The organism is Pantoea sp. X-Soil-MYKO-1289, from assembly GCF_059730625.1.
The window spans coordinates 3,001,530-3,019,095 of the sequence record NZ_AP036004.1; the positions used below are offsets into that span (position 1 = coordinate 3,001,530).

Sequence of the window (17,566 nt, forward strand, 5' to 3'; positions counted from 1 at the left end):
ATTTTAGTTGCGCGAGGAGACAACTACCAGCCTTGCGGCCAAATGAAAAAAGGAGAGCCGCGGCTCTCCTTTCTCTGTCTGGCAAGCGATGAGCTTAGTCGAGCTTAACGCCCAGACGCTGCGCCACCTCTTCATAGGCCTCGATCAGACCGCCCAGGCTCTGGCGAAAACGATCTTTGTCCATTTTATCCATGGTCTGCTTGTCCCACAGGCGCGCGCCATCCGGCGAAAATTCGTCGCCCAGCACCACTTCGCCTTTAAACAGGCCGAACTCCAGTTTGAAATCGACCAGGATCAGGCCCGCGTCGTCAAACAGTTTGCTCAGCACTTCGTTGGCTTTAAAGGTCAGCTCCTGCATCCGCGCCAGGTTCGCTTTGCTTACCCAGCCGAAGGTTTCGCAGTAGGATTCATTGACCATCGGGTCGTGCTTCGCGTCATCTTTGAGGAACAGATCGAACAGCGGCGGATTGAGGATCATGCCCTCTTCCACGCCGAGACGTTTTACCAGCGAGCCAGCCGCGCGGTTGCGCACCACGCACTCTACCGGCACCATCTCCAGCTTTTTCACCAGCGCTTCGTTGTCGGAGAGCAGCGCTTCCATCTGGGTCGGAATGCCCGCTTCCTGCAGTTTGGTCATGATGAAATGGTTGAACTTGTTGTTTACCATTCCTTTGCGATCGAACTGCTCGATTCGGGCTCCGTCGCCTGCTGACGTATCGTTGCGGAACTCGAGTACCAGCAGATCCGGATTGTCGGTGCTGTATACGGTTTTCGCTTTACCGCGATACAACTCAGCTCGCTTTTGCATCTTGTTAACTCCAGACTTGAAAATTTCAGGTGTTCTGCGACGGCGGGCCGCTGGGGGATTGCCGCGACGCAATCGTTTACTTCGCCGCGCGCTATTATGCCAGAGACGAAAAAAAAAGGCCGGAGAATCTCCGGCCCTGAGGCGATTTATTTGTTGAGGGCCGCCTGGAACACGGCCACCAGCGCATCGTTCTGCGACTGGGTGAGCACATGCCCTTTCGGATCGATAAACTGCAGGCTGCTGCGGTTATCGAGATCGCCGACCTGCACTTTATAGTCGCCGTTCGGCAGTTCCGGATCTTTCGCGCCAACCTCATCCCACGCGCCGCTGCCCGGCGACTTGTAGGTTACGTTCATGCTGCCCTGCGAGCGATTGCTGTCGGTCACTTCCATGCCGACGCGCTGCATCGCCTGCGGCAGACGCTGCCAGGCGACGCTGAACGGCGTGCGCAGCACCAGCAACGGCAGGCCGGTATCGTCCGCGCCGCTCTGAACGTCAATGCTGCCGCTGGCGCGGCCCGCCGCCGCGTTTTCGCTGGCGACGTCGATTTTATCCAGGCCGGCGCTGATGGCGTTGAGCATCTGCGCAGTGTAGCGCTGGATCTGCACCGGCGCGGTGACCGCTTTGCCTTCCTGCTGCAGCTCCAGCAGGCGCACCGTCAGCACCTGCTGATAGCTCTGCGACTGCACGCTGATCTCATAGCGGCCGCGATACTGATTGTCTTCGTCGGCGCGGTTCCACTGCACCCAGTCGGTGGTCAGCTGCTGACGCGCATCGTTGCGCTGCGCAATGGGGAAGTTGCTCGACTCAACGACTTTAGTCACCTGCGACCAGACCGCGCCGCGGCTGTTTTCCAGCATCAGCACGCCGGTATTGCCGGTGAACTGCGCGCGCGCGCCGTTGACCAGCGCCAGCGGCTGAGCCGGCGGACGAATGTCGAGCTGCTTGCCGACGTTGCCGCTGGCGGCGGTGTGCGGCACGTCGTAATCGCCGTGCGCCACCGGCAGGATCATGCCGGCGGGCGCCTGCAGATCGTGCAGCTCGCTGGCCTGTAAATAGGACTCGTCACCGCTTACCTGACGTTTATAACGCTGATCGCTCGAGCACGCCGTTAACAGCATCGCAGTAGACAGCGCCACGACGGTCGCAACCGTTGAGCGCTTTACAGAATGATTCATTGAAACTCCCTAACTTATCGCAAACCCGCTTTAATCAGCGCCTGCTCAACTTTTGGTATGGCCGCTGAACTCAGCGGCGTCATCGGCAGACGCAGCGTGTCACTGGCGATTAATCCTAACTGTTTCGCCGCCCATTTCACTGGGATCGGATTGGGTTCGCAGAAAAGCGTCTGGTGCAGATGCATCAGACGCTGATTCAGACGACGCGCCTCGACGAAGTTGCCCTGTTGCGCCAGCGCGCACAGCTCAGCCATTTCACGCGCCGCGATGTTGGCCGTGACCGAGATCACGCCCTTGCCGCCCAGCTGCATCAGGTCCAGCGCGCTGGCGTCGTCGCCACTGACGATTATAAAGGCCTCATCGACCAGTGCTTGGATCTGGCTAACGCGCGATAAGTTCCCGGTCGCCTCTTTGATTCCGATAATATTTTTGATTTCAGCAAGGCGCGCGACGGTTTCCGGCAGCATGTCGCAGCCGGTGCGTGAGGGGACGTTGTATAACATTTGCGGCAGCGCTGTGCTTTCCGCGATCGCTTTAAAGTGCTGGAACAGCCCTTCCTGCGTCGGACGGTTATAATAGGGCGTCACGGTCAGGCAGCCGACTACGCCGCTGTTTTCGAAGCGTTTGGTGAGAGAGATGCCTTCTGCGGTGGCGTTGGCGCCGGTGCCGGCGATCACCGGAATACGGCCATCCGCCAGATCGAGCGTCAGCATCACTACGTCGCCATGCTCTTCATGGCTCAGGGTCGCGGATTCGCCGGTGGTGCCGACGGAGACGATCGCCGCGGTGCCGCTGGCGACGTGATAATCAATTAGTTTTTTCAGACTCGCACGGCAGACATTACCTTTGTCATCCATTGGCGTAACGAGTGCAACAATACTTCCCGTGAACATTGGCGATCCCCTCGACAAACAAGTGCTTCATGGTACGTTTTACTTCTGTTGAAAAGCAAGCAGGCCACGCCCCTCCTGCGCTTGTCAGCAGTTTTTTTTATGTTTACCTTATAGTTATTAGCGAATGAACAGGAAATCCCACTTTGCCGCAGTCTCAGCCCCACCATTTGGTGATCACCGCACTGGGTGTTGACCGTCCGGGTATCGTCAATACCATTACCCGTCACGTCAGCAGCTGCGGATGCAATATCGAAGACAGCCGTCTCGCCATGCTCGGGGATGAGTTCACCTTTATTATGCTGCTCTCCGGCAGCTGGAACGCCATCGCGCTGATTGAATCGACGCTGCCGCTGAAAGGCGCGGAGCTGGAGCTGCTGATCGTTATGAAGCGCACCAGCGCCAGAATGCGTCCGCCGATGCCGGCGACGGTGTGGGTGCAGGTCGAGGTACCCGATTCGCCCCACCTGATCGAGCGCTTTACCGATCTGTTCGACAAACATGCGATGAATATCGCCGAACTGGGATCGCGCATCAAGCCGGGTCAGGCGGACCAGACGCCGACGCTCTATATTCAAATTACCGCGCACAGCCCGGCGGGCGTCGGCGACTCTCAGTTTGAGCAGGCGTTTTACGCCCTGTGCCGCGAACTCAACGCCGACGGCACGCTGCGTTTCTACAGCCTGGCCGACGACGATGCGGCGACGCTGCAGGGTTCACGCTAAGCTGTAAACAAGCCGGGGCTATTCCTCCACATCACTGTTGTCTGGCTATGTGGCGCAATATCCCCTGATGGCGGCTTTTCGCCTGACGCGGTTCGTCAGTCGTCAGGTCGCCCACAGCATAAAGAAAAAATGGAGAGTAGTGATGAATCCACTGAAAGCCGGTGATACCGCACCGAAATTTAGCTTGCCCGACCAGGATGGCGAACAGGTAAATTTAACCGACTTCCAGGGACAGCGCGTTCTGGTCTATTTCTACCCGAAAGCGATGACGCCGGGATGCACCGTGCAGGCCTGCGGCCTGCGCGACAATATGGATGAGCTGAAGAAGGCGGGCGTGGAAGTGCTCGGCATCAGCACCGACAAGCCTGAAAAGCTGTCGCGCTTCGCTGAAAAAGAGCTGCTGAACTTTACGCTGCTCTCTGACGAAGATCATCAGGTCTGCTCCGCCTTCGGCGTCTGGGGCGAGAAGACCTTTATGGGCAAAACCTACGACGGCATCCACCGTATCAGTTTCCTGGTGGGCGTCGACGGCACTATCGAAAAAGTGTTCGACGACTTCAAAACCTCTAACCATCACGACATCGTGATGGATTATCTGAAGTCGGCGTAACGCGGCGCGGATGCGGCCCTGCGCCGCATCCGCCTCTTCGCTTTACGGCGTCAGGCGCTTCGACGCCTCCGCCACCCGCACGCAGTTGCGTCCGTCATGCTTGGCCTGATAGAGCGCGGCGTCAGCCTGTTTCAAACTCTGCTCCAGCGGCATCGCCTCATCCTGCCAGGCCGCAACGCCGACGGAAAGGGTAATGGCGCCGACGTCGGCTATCGACGCGGCGGCGATGCTGGCGCGTATGCGCTCGGCGAGGCGGCTCGCCTCATCAATATCGGTCACGGGCAGCAGCATCAGAAACTCCTCTCCGCCGCTGCGGCACACCACGTCGCTCTGACGCGCGCTGGCGCTTAACGTCTCCGCCACCTGCTTGATCACGCGATCGCCGACATCGTGTCCCCAGCTATCGTTGACCCGCTTAAAGTGATCAATATCGAGCGCCAGCACGGCGAACGGCTGACGCATCGTCTGATAGAAGTCGAGCACTGCGCTAAGTCCGCGCCGGTTGAGGAGCTGCGTCAGCGGATCGGTCTGCACCTCTGACTTCAGGCGGCCGATCTTGTCCTGCACCAGCCCGATGCCGGTCAGCAACGCGCGCTTCACCTGCGCCGCCTCGAAGTACCAGGCGTGAATCATGCCAAGCTCCAGCGAGACGCCCGGCGCATCCATCTGGCGCGCCTTACGCGCCAGCTGCCAGAGCGGCAGCGCGATCAACCGCGCCAGCACCACCGCCACCAGCAGCGTCAGCAGCGCAAAAGGCACCGAGTGCTTCAGCACCTGCATCAGCAGGCCGGTGAGCGGCTCCAGCGTTACAGCGGTCGGCTTCAGCGCCACCACCGTCCAGCCGGTGGTCGGCACCACGGCGTATCCGGCAAGGCGCGGCGGTTCACCCGCCGACTGCAGCTGCAGCGAGCCGTTGCTGCTTTCGTCGCGGCCGCTCAGCAGCGCGGGCAGCGTTTTGCCAATCAGCTGCCCGTTCTGGTGATAGAGCACCTGACTGGCGCTGTCGATCACGTAGACGCTGGTGCCGTCGCGATAGTACTGTTCGCCGAGCAGCGTATTTAAGATGCTTTTCTTTTTCAGGTAGATGGTGCCGCCTACGTAGCCGAGATAGTGCCCGTCGCGGCTCCAGATCGGCCAGGAGACGAAAATAATCAGGTTGTTCGCCGCCGAAATGGTCGGCTTGCTGATGGCGGGCTGCCGCGCGCTGAGCGCTTCGCGCGACGCATCGCTGGTCAGGTGCATGCCCTGCAGCATCAGGGACTCCGGCGAGATAGCCTTTACCACGCCGCTGGCGTCAACCACCGCCACCGAGTTAAAGCTGCTGGTCTGCTCGCGCAGGCGATCGACCTCCTGACGCAGCAGCGCGGGATCGTCAAAGTTTTCGCCGAGCAGCCTGGCGCTGTAGTGCAGCTGCGACTGCGCCAGCTGGAAAAAGATTTCGGTGGTGGAGGCGAGCTTGGTGGCGTAGGCGCGGTTCGCCTCCAGCGTGCTGTCGATCAGCGCCATACGCTGCACGCGCCAGGTGGCATAGAGCGTGTTGGTCAGCGTAACCACAATGCTGACGATAGCGAGCAACGCGATAAGCGTACGCAGATCGGTTCGGGGACGCAGGCGCATTAACATAGCGCGCCCGCCGCAAAAGATAAGTACATGCTGAAAGGCCTGAGAATGTCGTTATTGTTGGAGGTTATCTGCCCTGGTGAGGCAATCGCCAAGTGTACACGCTGTCGCCCTTCTGAGCACCTTTCCCACCGCGACATTCTCAGAAACCGTTGATTTACGCCAGGCGCTAATCGATCAGTCCGTGCCGATCGTAGAAGGGCCAGGGGCCGGCATAATCGCCGATGGCGCACTGGTGCGTCACCATGCCCTGCCCCGGCTGCCAGCGGTGCAGCAAGAAGCCTGGCGGCTCCAGCACGAAATGGGCCGGGCCGTCAGGCTGCAGGTCAAAGGCCACCTGGTGAGAGAGGCCCGGCGCGCACACCGCCAGCGTGCCGGCGAAGCGCGTTTGCAGGCTGCGATGCAGATGGCCGCACAGCACGCGCTCAACCTGCGGATGCCGGGCGATCACCGCCGCCAGCGCGTCGGGATTGCGCAGCCGCTGGCGATCCATATGGTCGATGCCGCAGATAAAGGGCGGATGGTGCAGCATCACCAGCGTCGGCGCGGTGGGTTCGCGCGCCAGGTTTTGCTCCAGCCACGTTAGCTGATGTTCATCGACATAGCCCCAGGGCTGCTGCGGCACGCTGGAGTCGAGCGCAAGCAGCTGCAGCGGCCCAACCTTTAGCTGCCAGTTCAGCGTTGCTCCCTGCTGCAGACAGGCGTGATCGGCAAACGCCGCGCGCAGCGCCTGGCGATCGTCATGGTTGCCCGGCATCAGGCGAAACGGCAGCTGCAGACGACGCAGCGCCAGCCGCAGCGTCTCATACTCCTCAGCCGTGCCGAAATCGACCAGATCGCCGGTGATCACCACCATATCCGGCTGCGGCCGCAGCGCGTTAAGGGTGTCGATGGCGCGCAGCAGCGCGGCCTGGGTATCGACTTTTTTATAGGACAGGCGACCGTTCGCCTTGATATGCAGGTCGCTGATCTGCGCAATCAGCGTCGGATTGTCGGACACAAAGCTCTCCTTAATAACCGGTAAAATCGAGCGCGGCGCGCGGCGCCAGCGTCCAGGTGACGCGCTGCCCGGCGTGCCAGGCCTCCCGCGCATGGCGCTCGACCTGAATCGGCACGGCGAGACCGATATCGATCTGCAAACGCTGCGCAGCGCCTAAAAAGGTGCTGCCGACGATATAGCCGTGACGCGCGTAGCGGTTGTCGTCCGCCAGCAGAATATCCTCCGGCCGGCAGAACTGACGCGGTTCGCCGTGGGCGTTGGTTTCGACGCAGTTAATGGCGCCGACGAAATCGGCGACGAAGCGCGTCGCCGGACGCTGATAAATCACCTGCGGCGTGTCGATCTGGGCGATGCGTCCCTGCTCCATTACCGCGATGCGATCGCCGAGCGCCATCGCCTCCTGCTGATCGTGCGTCACGTAGACGGCGGTAATGGCGAGCTTTTTCAGCAGCGCGCCAATCTCGATGCGCAGACGCTCGCGCAGTTTGGCGTCGAGCGCCGCCAGCGGTTCGTCGAACAGCAGCACTTTCGGCCGTGCGGCCAGCGCGCGCGCCAGCGCCACGCGCTGCTTCTGTCCGCCAGAAAGCTTGTCGATGGCGCGGTTCGCCAGCGCGCTGAGATCAACCAGCGCCAGCATCTCTTTGACGCGCGCTTCACGTTCGCCGCGCGCCACGCCCTGTACCTTCAGGCCATACTCGACGTTCTGCGCCACGTTCATATTGGGAAACAGCGCGTAGTTCTGGAACACCATGCCGACGTTGCGCTTCTCAATCGGCAGCGCAGTGACGTCGCGATCGCCAAACCAGACCTCGCCGCCCGCGTCGCTGCTTTCCAGCCCGCTGATAATGCGCAGCGTGGTGGTTTTGCCGCAGCCGGACGGCCCGAGCAGCACCAGGGTTTCGCCGGCGTGAACGGTGAGATCGAGCGGGTGCAGCGCGGTGTGTTGGTGAAAGCGGCGCGCGCAGCGGCGCAGCGTGACGGTAACGGCATCGTTATTCATGCCAGCTCCTTAAGGGCGTTTCGCGTCGCCTGGCGCGTCAGCCAGTGATTGCAGGCGTTAAGCATCAGCAACAGCGGTAAAATCATGACGATAAAGATCAGCGTATAGGCCGATCCCACTTCCAGTCGCATCGAGGCGTAGCTGTCCGCCAGCCCAACCGGCAGGGTTTTGGTCAGCGGCGTATGCAGCATCCAGGTAATATTGAACTCGCCCACCGACAGCGTAATCACCATAAACGCCCCCGCCAGAATGCCGTTGCGGCAGTTCGGCACCACCACGGTGAAAAAGCGGCGCCAGAAACCGGCGCCGAGGCTGGCGGCCGCCTCTTCGAGGCGCGGCAGCTGAATCGCCTGCATTACCGCCAGCACCGGACGGATCATAAAGGGCAGCGTAAAGAGCACATGGCCGATCAGGATAAACAGCCAGCTGTCGCGCAGGCCGCTAAACCGGCCGTAAAGCAGAATAATGCCGAGCGCGGTGGCAAGGCCCGGCAGCGCCACCGGCAGCATCAGGCACTCCTCGATGCGGGCGGCCCAGCGCGGCGGCGCCTTCAGCAGGCCCCAGGCGGCGGGCAGCCCGATCGCGACGGTGAGCGCCAGGCAGCAGAGCGCAATCAGCAGCGACAGCCAGAAGGTGTCGGCGTAGAGCGCCCACACCTGATCGACCCACTTCAGCGTCAGGCCGCTGCGCAGACCGATAAAGTAGTTCTGCGTGACGCCCGCCAGCATCGACAGCACCACCGGCACGATCATAAACAGCGCCGTCAGCGCGGTAACGCCAACCTGCAGACAGAACAGCGCGCGACGTTTCATGATGGTTGCTCTCCTCCAGCGCGCGTCAGCGCGCGCGCCAGCATCAGGCCAAGCCAGGCGACCGTGCCCATTACCACCGACAGCGCCGCCGCGGTGGCGAAATTGGCATAGTTAGTGAACTCGCCGTAGATGGTCAGCGGCAGCACGCTAAGGCTGGTGCCGAGCGTGAAGGCGGTGCCGAATGCGCCCATGCTGGTGGCGAAGCAGAGCGCGCCGCTGGAGAGCAGCGCCGGCTTCAGGCCCGGCACGATAACGTCCCAGGTGATGCGCCACTGGCTGGCGCCCAGCGATCGCGCCGCCTCTTCCAGCGAAAGATCCAGCTTTTCGCTGGCCGCCACCAGCGTGACGATGGCGCGCGGCAGGGAAAAGTAGAGATAGCCGATAAAGAGGCCGCTGAGCGAGTAGGCGAGCGTCCAGCGCTCGTGGAACAGGCTCATGCTCAGCTGCGCCAGCACCCCCTGCCGTCCCGCCAGCATCACCACCAGAAACCCCACCACCACGCCGGGAAAGGCGAGCGGAAAGGTCAGCAGCGCCAGCAGCGTGCCGCGTCCGGCGAAGCGCTGACGCGCCAGGAAACAGCCGACTACGGCGGCGATCAGCAGCGTCATCAGCGTTACCGCCAGCGACAGCAGCAGGGTGTTGAGCAGGCTTTGCAGATACTGCGGCTGGCTCACCACCGTCCAGTAGCCGCTCTGCTGCGTGGTGCGATCCGGCGAGAGGCCGATTTGCAGCAGACGCGCGAAAGGCAGCAGCCAGAAGGCGGCGAGAAACAGCAGCGCAGGCAGCAGCATCCAGGGCCAGCGCGCGCCATGATGCGCCCGACGATGCAGGGCCGTCGGCGCGCGGCCGCGAGTCTCCAGCAGCGACATTAACGGATCTCGCTCAGGTAGCGGGCGGAAAAGGCTTTCTGCGCATCGGCCATCTGCTGGTAATCCACCGTGGTAGCGCGAGCATAGTCGCTGTCAGGCAGGAACTTCGCCTTCGCCTCGGCGGACATCGCCGACGGGCGCACCGGGCGCAGATAAGCGTTGGCCCAAATCGCCTGACCTTTATCCGAGAGCACATAGTCGATCACTTTTTTGCCGTTGGCGGCGTGCGGCGCGTTCTTCACCAGACTAATGACGTACGGCACCGTCACCGTGCCCTCTTGCGGGATCACGAAGGCGACGTTGGCGTGGTCTTTATATTTCGCGCGGTAGGCATTGAAGTCGTAGTCGAGCAGAATGGGGATCTCGCCGGAAATCAGGCGCGCGTAGGCGGTCTGCTTCGGCACGATCGGCTGGTTGGCCTGCAGCTTTTTGAACCAGCTCAGCGCCGGCGTAAAGTCCTGCATCGATCCGCCTTTTGCCTGGTTAACCGCCACGGCAGCGACGTAGCCGACGAAGGCGCTGGAGGGATCGAGATAGCCCACCATGCCTTTATATTCCGGCTTCAGCAGGTCATCCCAGGATGTGGGCAGCGGCGCGCCGCCCAGCGCATCGACATTGACCATAAAACCCATGGTGCCGGAGTGCAGCGCTACCCACTTGCCGTCAGGATCCTTCATGCCTGTTGGCACCTCATCCCAGTGCGCCGGTTTGTAGTCGGCGATAACGCCGGCGCCCGCCGCCTGAATGCCGAAGCTGACGCCGTAATAGACCACGTCGGCAACCGGATTGCCCTGCTCGGCGACCATCTGCGCCAGCGCCTGGCCGGAGTTTTTGTTGTCCTGCGGCACCTGAATGCCGGTGTCGCGCGCGATGGCTTTCAGCTGCGTTCCCCAGTCCGCCCACTCCGGCGGGCAGTTGTAGCAAATGGCGCTTTCCGCCGCGTGGGCGGCCTGGCTCGCCATGCCGCATGCAGCCAGCAGCGCCGCAGCGGTTAATCTCTTTATTCTGTTGTGCGTTGACATGTGGATCCCCTGGTGTTGGCAAAGAGAGAGCGCGGCGCGGGCGAGATGCTTTCGCCCAACCGCAAGTGGTGCGCCAGCATGCGGGATCCGCCGCTGGCGTGTTGTAAAAGCATATCGATGGCGCAGGCGCCGAGCAGATCGCTGGGCTGCACCACCGAGGCCAGCGACGGCGTCAGATGCTCGCCGGTCTCGATACCGTCGAAGCCCATAACGGAGAGCTGCGTCGGCACCTGAACGCCCGCGCGCGCGGCTGCGCCCATCAGGCTGATGGCCAGCAGATCGTTGCTGCAGATCACTGCGGTCAGCGGGTTCGCGCCCTGCAGGCGCGGCCGTAGCTGCTGAAAGTCGGAGCGCGTGTGGCTCGGCATCTCAATCAGCGGAAAGGGTTTCAGTCCGGCCTGCTGCATGGCGTCGCAGTAGCCGAGAAAGCGCTGCTGGGCGCGATCGGACTGCCAGACCGGCCCGGTCACCATGCCGATATGGCGATGGCCCAGCGCCAGCAGATGTCCGGCGGCTTCGGCCATCGCGCGGCGGTTATCGACGCACACGCTCGGCCAGCTGACGCTCTGCGGCACGTTGTGCGCCAGCACGAAGGGCATCTGCGCCGCGGCCAGCGTCGGCAGCACGGCGCTGCGGTCCGCGTCGGCTACCGTCAGCACCAGCCCGGCGACGCGCTGACGCAGCATATGCTCGACAATCGCCGCCTCGCGTTCGGCCTGATAATCGCTGGTGGCGACCAGCAGCCCGAAGCCAGCCAGCCGCGCCTGGCGCTCCATCGCCTGTAGCTGCTGGGCGAACACCGGATTGAGCAGCGAAGGCAGCAGCACGCCGAGGGTGGTGGAGCTTTGGGTGCGCAGCTGGCGCGCAATATGGTTAGGACGGAAGCCGAGCTGGTCTGACGCCGCCAGCACGCGCTGCAGCGTGCTCTCTTTCAGCAGATGGGGATCGGAGAAGGCGCGCGCCGCCGTGGCGCGCGAAACGCCCGCCAGTTTCGCTACGCTGACTAAATCCGTCATCTTTCTCCCCTTATGCGCTGATGAGATCGATCTCACTGGCGCTCAAAGTAAAGAGGTTGTATGACAGAACAATCGCAGCGGAATGACGAACAGATGACAGCGGCGCGCGGCCGCTGTCGGGAGAGGCTTTACAGCATCAGGAAGGCGTAGCCTTCATTTTGCAGCGTCGCCACCGTGGTGCCGCTGGAGATAGTGTGCGTTACGCGCTGATCGATCCAGTCGCGCTGCAGATTGTGGAAGGCCACCGACTGGTCGCAGATCGAAACCTGCACGCCCGCCTTTTTCAGCTCGTCGATCAGCTTCAGGTTAGGGTTATCCACGCCGTAGGCTTTATGGAACTGATCGTTATTTAGCGCTGCCGGCACCGCGTCGCTGTTGATCGACACCACGAATTTCAGCTGATCCAGCGGCACGCCTGCGGCGTAGTAGAGGTTGGTTACGCGGGCGACGCGCTCCAGCCCGAGATTCGGCTGACGAATATCGCCTTCATTACGGTTAATCTGGAAAACGATTTTATTGCTCAGGCCCGGCACGGTGCCTGGTTTAAACGCGGGCGTGTCGACATAGTGAATTTTGCCGAAGCCTTCAATCGCAGGCGTACTCCAGAAATCCGCTGGCTGTGTGGTGTTGCCGGCAAATTTGCCGCTCACCTTGTCATATAATTCCGGCAGCTGTAACACATTGCCGCCAATAAAACCGGCTATCGCCGCCACCACAACATAGGCCGCTGGACGCATCGTTATTCTCCTGCTTGTTATTTTCGAAGTGTGATTACATCTGTAGCCATGCGTAACCCTGATTTTCCAGGGTTGAAACCGTGGTCGGGCTGGAGAGCGCATGGACGACCGATTTATCGATCCAGTCATTGGGGTAATGGTGGAAAGCCACCGACTGATCGCAGACGGAGACCTTCACGCCCAGCTTATCGAGTTGGTTGATAAGCTTGAGGTTGGGATTGTCTACGCCGTAGAACTGTTTGAAGTGGGCGTTATCCAGCATCGCGGGCGTCGCATCGCCCGTTACCGAGACCACGAATTTCAGCTCTTCGGCCGGCACGCCGGAGGCGACATAGAGATTGACCACGCGCGCCACGCGCTCCAGGCCCAGGTTGACATCGGTCATCGCGCCGTCGCTGCGGGTAATCTGGAAAACGATCTTATTGCTCAGGCCCGCGACCGGTTTAAAGGCGGCGTCGGGTTCGTAATGGATCTTGCCGTAGCCGTCGACGGCGGGCGTGCTCCAGAAACCGTCGGGATCGCTGGGTTTGGCGGCAAAATGGTTAACGACTTTTTGATAGAGCGCGCCGCTCTGGGTAACGCCCGCGCCAACAGCACCGCCAATAATGGCGATGAGCGCGTAAGATACAGCTGAACGCATAAATTATCTCCGGACAACAGCGTAGCGCTGGTTCACATCCCGAATTGGGTGAGCTATCTATACCACAGCCCCGGCGCGGCAAAAGGGCGCGGCGCTGACCGCCTGCGGCGCGTTAATTTCAAAGGGAACTATTAATAAAGCTAATTGATAAACGCTTTCGATGGCGAGGCGCGTGCCGGTCAGGATTGAAGTGGATCGATATTAAAGAAGTGAACGCCGTCAAATAAAATTTAATGCCCTGAATGACGTACCAGCTATTTATATTTCCTGGAGAAGCACCTCAGGCGTAACAATAAAAATTATTAATTTTCGCTTTCGCTCGCTAAGACTTTTTAGGGCATTTTTTTCAGAGTAAGCCTGGAAAAAAACATGCCACCTTCAATTTTTTTGAGTAAATTTACATATCTTTAATTAAAAAGCGCGTTGGCTATCTCAGCTTTCAGTCATGGTTAGCTATCCCGTCCGGTTCGCTTAAAAAAGCGACGCCTGTTGCAGCGCTGCTATAGCGCCGTTTCCTGTTGATAAAATAAATGCGCGTTTTGTTTTTCAACGAAAGCGCGCCTGCGCTTAACGTTCAATTTTTTGCTGCAAAAGCGCCGCTGCGGCGCATGCTAATCGCAGAGCAGACCGTTTCTTTCTTTTAAGGCTGTGGTTAAGATAGGCGCGACGCGTCTTTTACCCTGAAAAAGCACAATGTACTTTCCAGGCCTCAGAGCTTCTCTACAGGATCCAGGCATGTTGAACCGGTTAAAGAAAACGCTACTCGCCGCGCTGATTCCCACGCTGATGCTGATGCCGCACGCGTCCGCCTGGGCCGACGTCAGCGACTCGCTGCCCGATATGGGCACGACCGCAGGCTCGACGCTCTCTATCGGTCAGGAGATGCAGATGGGCGACTTTTACGTGCGTCAGCTGCGCGCCAGCGCGCCGCTGATCAACGACCCGCTGCTTAATGAGTACATCAATCAGCTCGGCCAGCGTCTGGTCGCCCATGCCGATTCGGTGAAGACGCCCTTCCACTTTTTTCTGATCCAGAACGACGAACTTAACGCCTTCGCCTTTTTCGGCGGCAACGTGGTGCTGCACGCCTCGCTGTTCCGCTTTACCGAAAATGAGAGCCAGCTGGCGTCGGTGATGGCGCATGAGATCTCGCACGTTACCCAGCGCCATCTGGCGCGCGCGATGGAAGATCAGAAGCGCAACGCGCCGCTGACCTGGGTCGGGGCACTGGGATCGATTCTGCTGGCGATGGCGAGTCCTCAGGCGGGCATGGCGGCGCTGACCGGCACGCTGGCGGGCACCCAGCAGGGTATTATCAGCTTCACCCAGGGCAACGAGCAGGAGGCGGATCGCATCGGTATTCAGGTGCTGCAGCGCGCCGGATTCGATCCCGAAGCGATGCCCAATTTTTTACAGAAGCTGGCCGATCAGAGCCGCTTCTCGTCGAAACCGCCGGAGATTCTGTTGACGCACCCCCTGCCCGATAGCCGCCTGGCGGACGCGCGCAACCGCGCCAACCAGATGCGCCCGGTGGTGGTGCAGTCCTCACAGGATTACTACATGGCGAAGGTGCGCGCCCTTGGCATGTACGCCACCGGCCGCAACCAGCTGACCGACGAGCTGCTGGACAGCTATAGCCACGGCAACAGCCGCGAGCAGCAGGCGGCGCAGTATGGCAAAGCGGTGCAGTTTTTACAGGCGAAGAGTTTCGCCAACGCGAAAAAGATCATCGAGCCGCTGCTGGCGAAGCAGCCCGATAACGTCTGGTATCTCGACATCATGACCGATATCGATATCGGCCTGAACCAGCCGCAGCAGGCGATCGCCCGGCTGAATGCCGCAGGCGCGGCCAAAAACAGCCCGGTAGTGCAGCTAAACCTGGCGAACGCCTACGTCGAGGCGAAACAGCCCGCCAACGCCAGCCGCATTCTGAATCGCTACACCTGGTCGCATCCGGACGATGTCAACGGCTGGGATCTGCTGGCGCAGGCGTCGGCGCAGCAGGGACTGAATGATGAAGAGATGTCGGCGCGTGCCGAAACGCTGGCGCTCAACGGCCAGCTCGATCAGGCGATTACCACGCTGAGCAGCGCCAGCGCGCAGGTGCCGGTCGGCAGCCTGAAGCAGGCGCGCTACGACGCGCGTATCGACCAGCTTCGTCAGTTGCAAACCCGCTTTAAACAGTATCAAAAAGGATAACCCAGCATGGTCACCATTTATCACAATCCGCGCTGCAGCAAGAGCCGCGAAACCCTGGCGCTGCTGGAGGCGAACGGCGTTAAGCCGGAAATTGTGCGCTATCTGGAGACCCCGCCGGATCGCGAGACGCTGCAAATTCTGCTGCAAAAGCTCGGCATGAGCAGCGTCCGGCAGCTGATGCGCACCAAAGAGGAGCTTTATAAAACGCTGCGGCTGGAAGAGGCCGACGAAGCGCAGCTGCTTGAGGCGCTGGCGGCGCATCCGGCGCTGCTGGAGCGGCCGGTGGTGATCAACGGCGAGCGGGCGCGCATCGGCCGGCCGGCGGAGGCGGTGCTGGAGATCCTTTAAAGCCCGAGCGTCTCTTTTACGAAAGGAATGGTGAGCTTGCGCTGCGCGCTGATCGAAGCGTGATCGAGGCGATCCAGCGTATCGAACAGCGTGCGCATTTCGCGATCGAGCCGTTTCAGCAGGAAACGGCCGACATCTTCCGGCAGCTCAAAGCCGCGCATACCGGCGCGCAGCTGCAGCGCCTGCAGCTTATCTTCGTCGCTCAACGGCTGCAGGCGATAGATCTGCCCCCAGTCGAGACGCGACGCCAGATCGGGCAGGTTGAGGTTGAGCTGGCGCGGCGGCCGATCGCCGGTGATAAAGAGTCGGGTTTTGCCGGTTTCCAGGATGCGGTTATAGAGATCGAAGATCGCCATTTCCCACGCCTCTTCGCCGGCGATGCATTCGATATTATCGATGCAGACCAGCGCCAGATGCTCCATGCCGTCCAGCACGTCCGGCACAAACCAGGTGCGTTTATCCAGCGGCACATAGCCGACCGCTTCGCCGCGCGCCGACATCTCCGCGCACGCCGCGTGCAGCAGATGGCTGCGGCCGCCGCCTTCGCGCGACCAGAAATAGAGATAGCTGCCGTGTTGCTGACTGAGGGCGCCTTTCAGCGCGGCAATAAGCGACGGATTTTCCCCCGGCCAAAAGCTGGCGAACGTCTCGTCGTCCGGTAAGTAAAGTGGCAGTGACAGTTGTGCCGGCGTGTTCAGAAGCACCTCAAAAGGAACAGGCAAAAAACGGGGCAAGTCTACCACAGTTTTCGCCGGGTGAGGATAACGGGCGTCCCTGCCCGCGCGGGGTTTAGTGGCCGCCCTTCTCTTCGGCGTCCAGCACCACTTCTTCCGGGCGCAACAGCGAGATCACGCGGAAAATCAGCGCCAGCAGCACGCCGACCAGCGTCGCCAGCGCCATGCCTTTCAGCTCTGCGGCGCCGATATGCACTTTCGCTCCGCTGACGCCGATGATGAGGATAACCGAGGTAAGGATCAGGTTTTGCGCCTTGCTGTAATCCACTTTGGATTCGATCAGCACGCGGATGCCTGACGCGCCGATGACGCCATAGAGCAGCAGCGACACGCCGCCCATGACCGGCACCGGGATCGCCTGAATCGCCGCCGCCAGCTTGCCGACGCACGACAGCAGGATCGCGATGATCGCCGCGCCGCCGATCACCCAGGTGCTGTAGACGCGGGTAATCGCCATTACGCCGATGTTTTCGCCGTAGGTGGTGTTCGGCGTCGAGCCGAAAAAGCCGGAGATCACGGTGGAAAGGCCGTTCGCGAACATTGAGCGATGCAGGCCGGGATCGCGGATCAGATCTTTTTTCACGATATTGGCGGTCACCACCAGATGGCCGACATGCTCGGCGATCACCACCAGCGCGGCGGGCAGAATGGTCAGCATCGCCGCCCACTCGAAGCGCGGCGTATAGAAGGTCGGCAGCGCGAACCAGGGCGCGTTGTAGACGGGCGTCCAGTCTACGATGCCCATAACGAACGAGAGCGCGTAGCCCGCCACCACGCCCACCAGGATAGGGATAATGGCGAGGAAGCCGCGGAACAGCACCGAGCCGAACACCGTCACGCCCAGCGTCACCAGCGAGATCGTAATGGTGGTGCTGTCGGGACTCGCGCCTTCCGCCGGCAGCAGTCCGGCCATATTGGCCGCCACGCCCGCCAGCTCCAGACCGATAACCGCCACGATCGCGCCCATCGCCGCCGGCGGAAACATTACGTCGATCCAGCCGGTACCGGCCTTTTTCACAATCAGCGCCACGATGCAGAACAGCGCGCCGCACAGAATAAAGCCGCCCAGCGCCAGCTCATAGCCGAGCGGCAAGAGCAGCAGCACCGGCGAGATAAAGGCGAAGCTGGAGCCGAGATAGGCGGGAATTTTGCCTTTGCAGATAAAAAGATAAAGCAGCGTGCCGACGCCGTTGAACAGCAGCACCGTCGCCGGGTTGATATGAAACAGGATCGGCACCAGCACTGTGGCGCCGAACATGGCGAACAGGTGTTGCAGGCTGAGCGGTATGGTTTGCAGTAGCGGCGGTCGTTCGCTGACGCCAATGGCGCGACGAGTCATCATTTATCCCCTTCAACGT

The 17,566-nt window shown here is 61.0% G+C and carries 18 protein-coding genes; 4 read left to right on the forward strand and 14 right to left on the reverse strand.

Translation table 11 applies throughout. From position 1 onward, the window contains the following. Positions 1-94: 94 nt before the first annotated feature. From purC to dapA, 3 genes are all read right to left on the reverse strand, one after another. Complete coding sequence (gene purC / locus AC6I7Z_RS14470; protein WP_033753802.1) at positions 95-808, reverse strand: phosphoribosylaminoimidazolesuccinocarboxamide synthase; 714 nt, start codon at positions 806-808, stop codon at positions 95-97. Positions 809-954: 146 nt separating this feature from the next. Then, positions 955-1,986, reverse strand: coding sequence for an outer membrane protein assembly factor BamC (gene bamC, locus AC6I7Z_RS14475; RefSeq protein ID WP_497814734.1), 1,032 nt, complete (start codon positions 1,984-1,986; stop codon positions 955-957). A gap of 14 nt (positions 1,987-2,000) precedes the next feature. Then, on the reverse strand, positions 2,001-2,879 hold the full coding sequence (gene dapA, locus AC6I7Z_RS14480; protein WP_033753807.1) for a 4-hydroxy-tetrahydrodipicolinate synthase: 879 nt from the start codon (positions 2,877-2,879) through the stop codon (positions 2,001-2,003). Positions 2,880-3,022: 143 nt separating this feature from the next. Here dapA and AC6I7Z_RS14485 point away from each other — a divergent pair, with 143 nt between their 5' ends. Further along, positions 3,023-3,601 carry a glycine cleavage system transcriptional repressor gene (locus tag AC6I7Z_RS14485; protein WP_033753810.1) on the forward strand — a complete coding sequence of 193 codons (579 nt, stop codon included), beginning with the start codon at positions 3,023-3,025 and terminating at the stop codon, positions 3,599-3,601. 142 nt (positions 3,602-3,743) lie between these two features. Then, the gene (gene bcp / locus AC6I7Z_RS14490) at positions 3,744-4,211 is read left to right on the forward strand and encodes a thioredoxin-dependent thiol peroxidase (RefSeq protein ID WP_033753813.1); all 468 of its coding nucleotides are present in this window, start codon (positions 3,744-3,746) and stop codon (positions 4,209-4,211) included. A gap of 42 nt (positions 4,212-4,253) precedes the next feature. Here the strand turns inward: bcp and AC6I7Z_RS14495 are convergent, their stop codons facing one another. From AC6I7Z_RS14495 to AC6I7Z_RS14535, 9 genes are all read right to left on the reverse strand, one after another. Beyond that, a complete protein-coding gene (locus AC6I7Z_RS14495; protein WP_497814735.1) occupies positions 4,254-5,834 on the reverse strand; it encodes a GGDEF domain-containing protein in 1,581 nt (526 codons plus the stop codon). A gap of 166 nt (positions 5,835-6,000) precedes the next feature. Further along, the gene (locus tag AC6I7Z_RS14500; RefSeq protein WP_497814736.1) at positions 6,001-6,831 is read right to left on the reverse strand and encodes a phosphodiesterase; all 831 of its coding nucleotides are present in this window, start codon (positions 6,829-6,831) and stop codon (positions 6,001-6,003) included. Between the two features lie 10 nt (positions 6,832-6,841). Continuing rightward, positions 6,842-7,831: an ABC transporter ATP-binding protein gene (locus tag AC6I7Z_RS14505; protein ID WP_497814737.1), complete on the reverse strand. Its 990-nt coding sequence runs from the start codon at positions 7,829-7,831 to the stop codon at positions 6,842-6,844. Then, positions 7,828-8,643, reverse strand: coding sequence for an ABC transporter permease (locus tag AC6I7Z_RS14510; RefSeq protein WP_497814738.1), 816 nt, complete (start codon positions 8,641-8,643; stop codon positions 7,828-7,830). The genes AC6I7Z_RS14505 and AC6I7Z_RS14510 overlap by 4 nt, the downstream gene beginning before the upstream one ends. Beyond that, positions 8,640-9,512 carry an ABC transporter permease gene (locus tag AC6I7Z_RS14515; protein ID WP_497814739.1) on the reverse strand — a complete coding sequence of 291 codons (873 nt, stop codon included), beginning with the start codon at positions 9,510-9,512 and terminating at the stop codon, positions 8,640-8,642. Before AC6I7Z_RS14515 ends, AC6I7Z_RS14510 begins: the two co-directional genes overlap by 4 nt. Beyond that, on the reverse strand, positions 9,512-10,534 hold the full coding sequence (locus AC6I7Z_RS14520) for an ABC transporter substrate-binding protein (RefSeq protein WP_497814740.1): 1,023 nt from the start codon (positions 10,532-10,534) through the stop codon (positions 9,512-9,514). The genes AC6I7Z_RS14515 and AC6I7Z_RS14520 overlap by 1 nt, the downstream gene beginning before the upstream one ends. After that, entirely contained in the window at positions 10,513-11,550 is a 1,038-nt protein-coding gene (locus AC6I7Z_RS14525; RefSeq protein ID WP_497814741.1) for a substrate-binding domain-containing protein, read from the reverse strand. Before AC6I7Z_RS14525 ends, AC6I7Z_RS14520 begins: the two co-directional genes overlap by 22 nt. 128 nt (positions 11,551-11,678) lie before the next feature. After that, on the reverse strand, positions 11,679-12,287 hold the full coding sequence (locus AC6I7Z_RS14530; RefSeq protein WP_497814742.1) for a DsrE family protein: 609 nt from the start codon (positions 12,285-12,287) through the stop codon (positions 11,679-11,681). Between the two features lie 34 nt (positions 12,288-12,321). After that, positions 12,322-12,927, reverse strand: a complete 606-nt coding sequence (locus tag AC6I7Z_RS14535; protein ID WP_033753833.1) for a DsrE family protein — start codon at positions 12,925-12,927, stop codon at positions 12,322-12,324. Between the two features lie 735 nt (positions 12,928-13,662). On the opposite strand from AC6I7Z_RS14535, the gene bepA reads away from it, so the two are divergent. Beyond that, the gene (gene bepA, locus AC6I7Z_RS14540) at positions 13,663-15,126 is read left to right on the forward strand and encodes a beta-barrel assembly-enhancing protease (protein WP_497814743.1); all 1,464 of its coding nucleotides are present in this window, start codon (positions 13,663-13,665) and stop codon (positions 15,124-15,126) included. A 6-nt stretch (positions 15,127-15,132) separates the two neighbouring features. Then, positions 15,133-15,474 carry an arsenate reductase (glutaredoxin) gene (gene arsC, locus AC6I7Z_RS14545; protein ID WP_497814744.1) on the forward strand — a complete coding sequence of 114 codons (342 nt, stop codon included), beginning with the start codon at positions 15,133-15,135 and terminating at the stop codon, positions 15,472-15,474. Here arsC and hda read toward each other — a convergent pair. Both hda and uraA read right to left on the reverse strand, forming a co-directional pair. Further along, positions 15,471-16,172: a DnaA inactivator Hda gene (gene hda / locus AC6I7Z_RS14550; protein WP_239670403.1), complete on the reverse strand. Its 702-nt coding sequence runs from the start codon at positions 16,170-16,172 to the stop codon at positions 15,471-15,473. The genes arsC and hda overlap by 4 nt on opposite strands. 91 nt (positions 16,173-16,263) lie before the next feature. Then, entirely contained in the window at positions 16,264-17,547 is a 1,284-nt protein-coding gene (uraA, locus tag AC6I7Z_RS14555) for a uracil permease (RefSeq protein ID WP_497815455.1), read from the reverse strand. Positions 17,548-17,566 lie beyond the last annotated feature (19 nt).

Excerpts from the sequence above, each read along its gene's own strand:
- purC (WP_033753802.1), bottom strand. The coding sequence starts at position 808 with ATGCAAAAGCGAGCTGAGTTGTATCGCGGTAAAGCGAAAACCGTATAC.
- bamC (WP_497814734.1), bottom strand. The coding sequence starts at position 1,986 with ATGAATCATTCTGTAAAGCGCTCAACGGTTGCGACCGTCGTGGCGCTG.
- dapA (WP_033753807.1), bottom strand. The coding sequence starts at position 2,879 with ATGTTCACGGGAAGTATTGTTGCACTCGTTACGCCAATGGATGACAAA.
- bcp (WP_033753813.1), top strand. The coding sequence starts at position 3,744 with ATGAATCCACTGAAAGCCGGTGATACCGCACCGAAATTTAGCTTGCCC.
- AC6I7Z_RS14495 (WP_497814735.1), bottom strand. The coding sequence starts at position 5,834 with ATGTTAATGCGCCTGCGTCCCCGAACCGATCTGCGTACGCTTATCGCG.
- AC6I7Z_RS14505 (WP_497814737.1), bottom strand. The coding sequence starts at position 7,831 with ATGAATAACGATGCCGTTACCGTCACGCTGCGCCGCTGCGCGCGCCGC.
- AC6I7Z_RS14510 (WP_497814738.1), bottom strand. The coding sequence starts at position 8,643 with ATGAAACGTCGCGCGCTGTTCTGTCTGCAGGTTGGCGTTACCGCGCTG.
- AC6I7Z_RS14515 (WP_497814739.1), bottom strand. The coding sequence starts at position 9,512 with ATGTCGCTGCTGGAGACTCGCGGCCGCGCGCCGACGGCCCTGCATCGT.
- AC6I7Z_RS14520 (WP_497814740.1), bottom strand. The coding sequence starts at position 10,534 with ATGTCAACGCACAACAGAATAAAGAGATTAACCGCTGCGGCGCTGCTG.
- AC6I7Z_RS14525 (WP_497814741.1), bottom strand. The coding sequence starts at position 11,550 with ATGACGGATTTAGTCAGCGTAGCGAAACTGGCGGGCGTTTCGCGCGCC.
- AC6I7Z_RS14530 (WP_497814742.1), bottom strand. The coding sequence starts at position 12,287 with ATGCGTCCAGCGGCCTATGTTGTGGTGGCGGCGATAGCCGGTTTTATT.
- AC6I7Z_RS14535 (WP_033753833.1), bottom strand. The coding sequence starts at position 12,927 with ATGCGTTCAGCTGTATCTTACGCGCTCATCGCCATTATTGGCGGTGCT.
- bepA (WP_497814743.1), top strand. The coding sequence starts at position 13,663 with ATGTTGAACCGGTTAAAGAAAACGCTACTCGCCGCGCTGATTCCCACG.
- arsC (WP_497814744.1), top strand. The coding sequence starts at position 15,133 with ATGGTCACCATTTATCACAATCCGCGCTGCAGCAAGAGCCGCGAAACC.
- uraA (WP_497815455.1), bottom strand. The coding sequence starts at position 17,547 with ATGACTCGTCGCGCCATTGGCGTCAGCGAACGACCGCCGCTACTGCAA.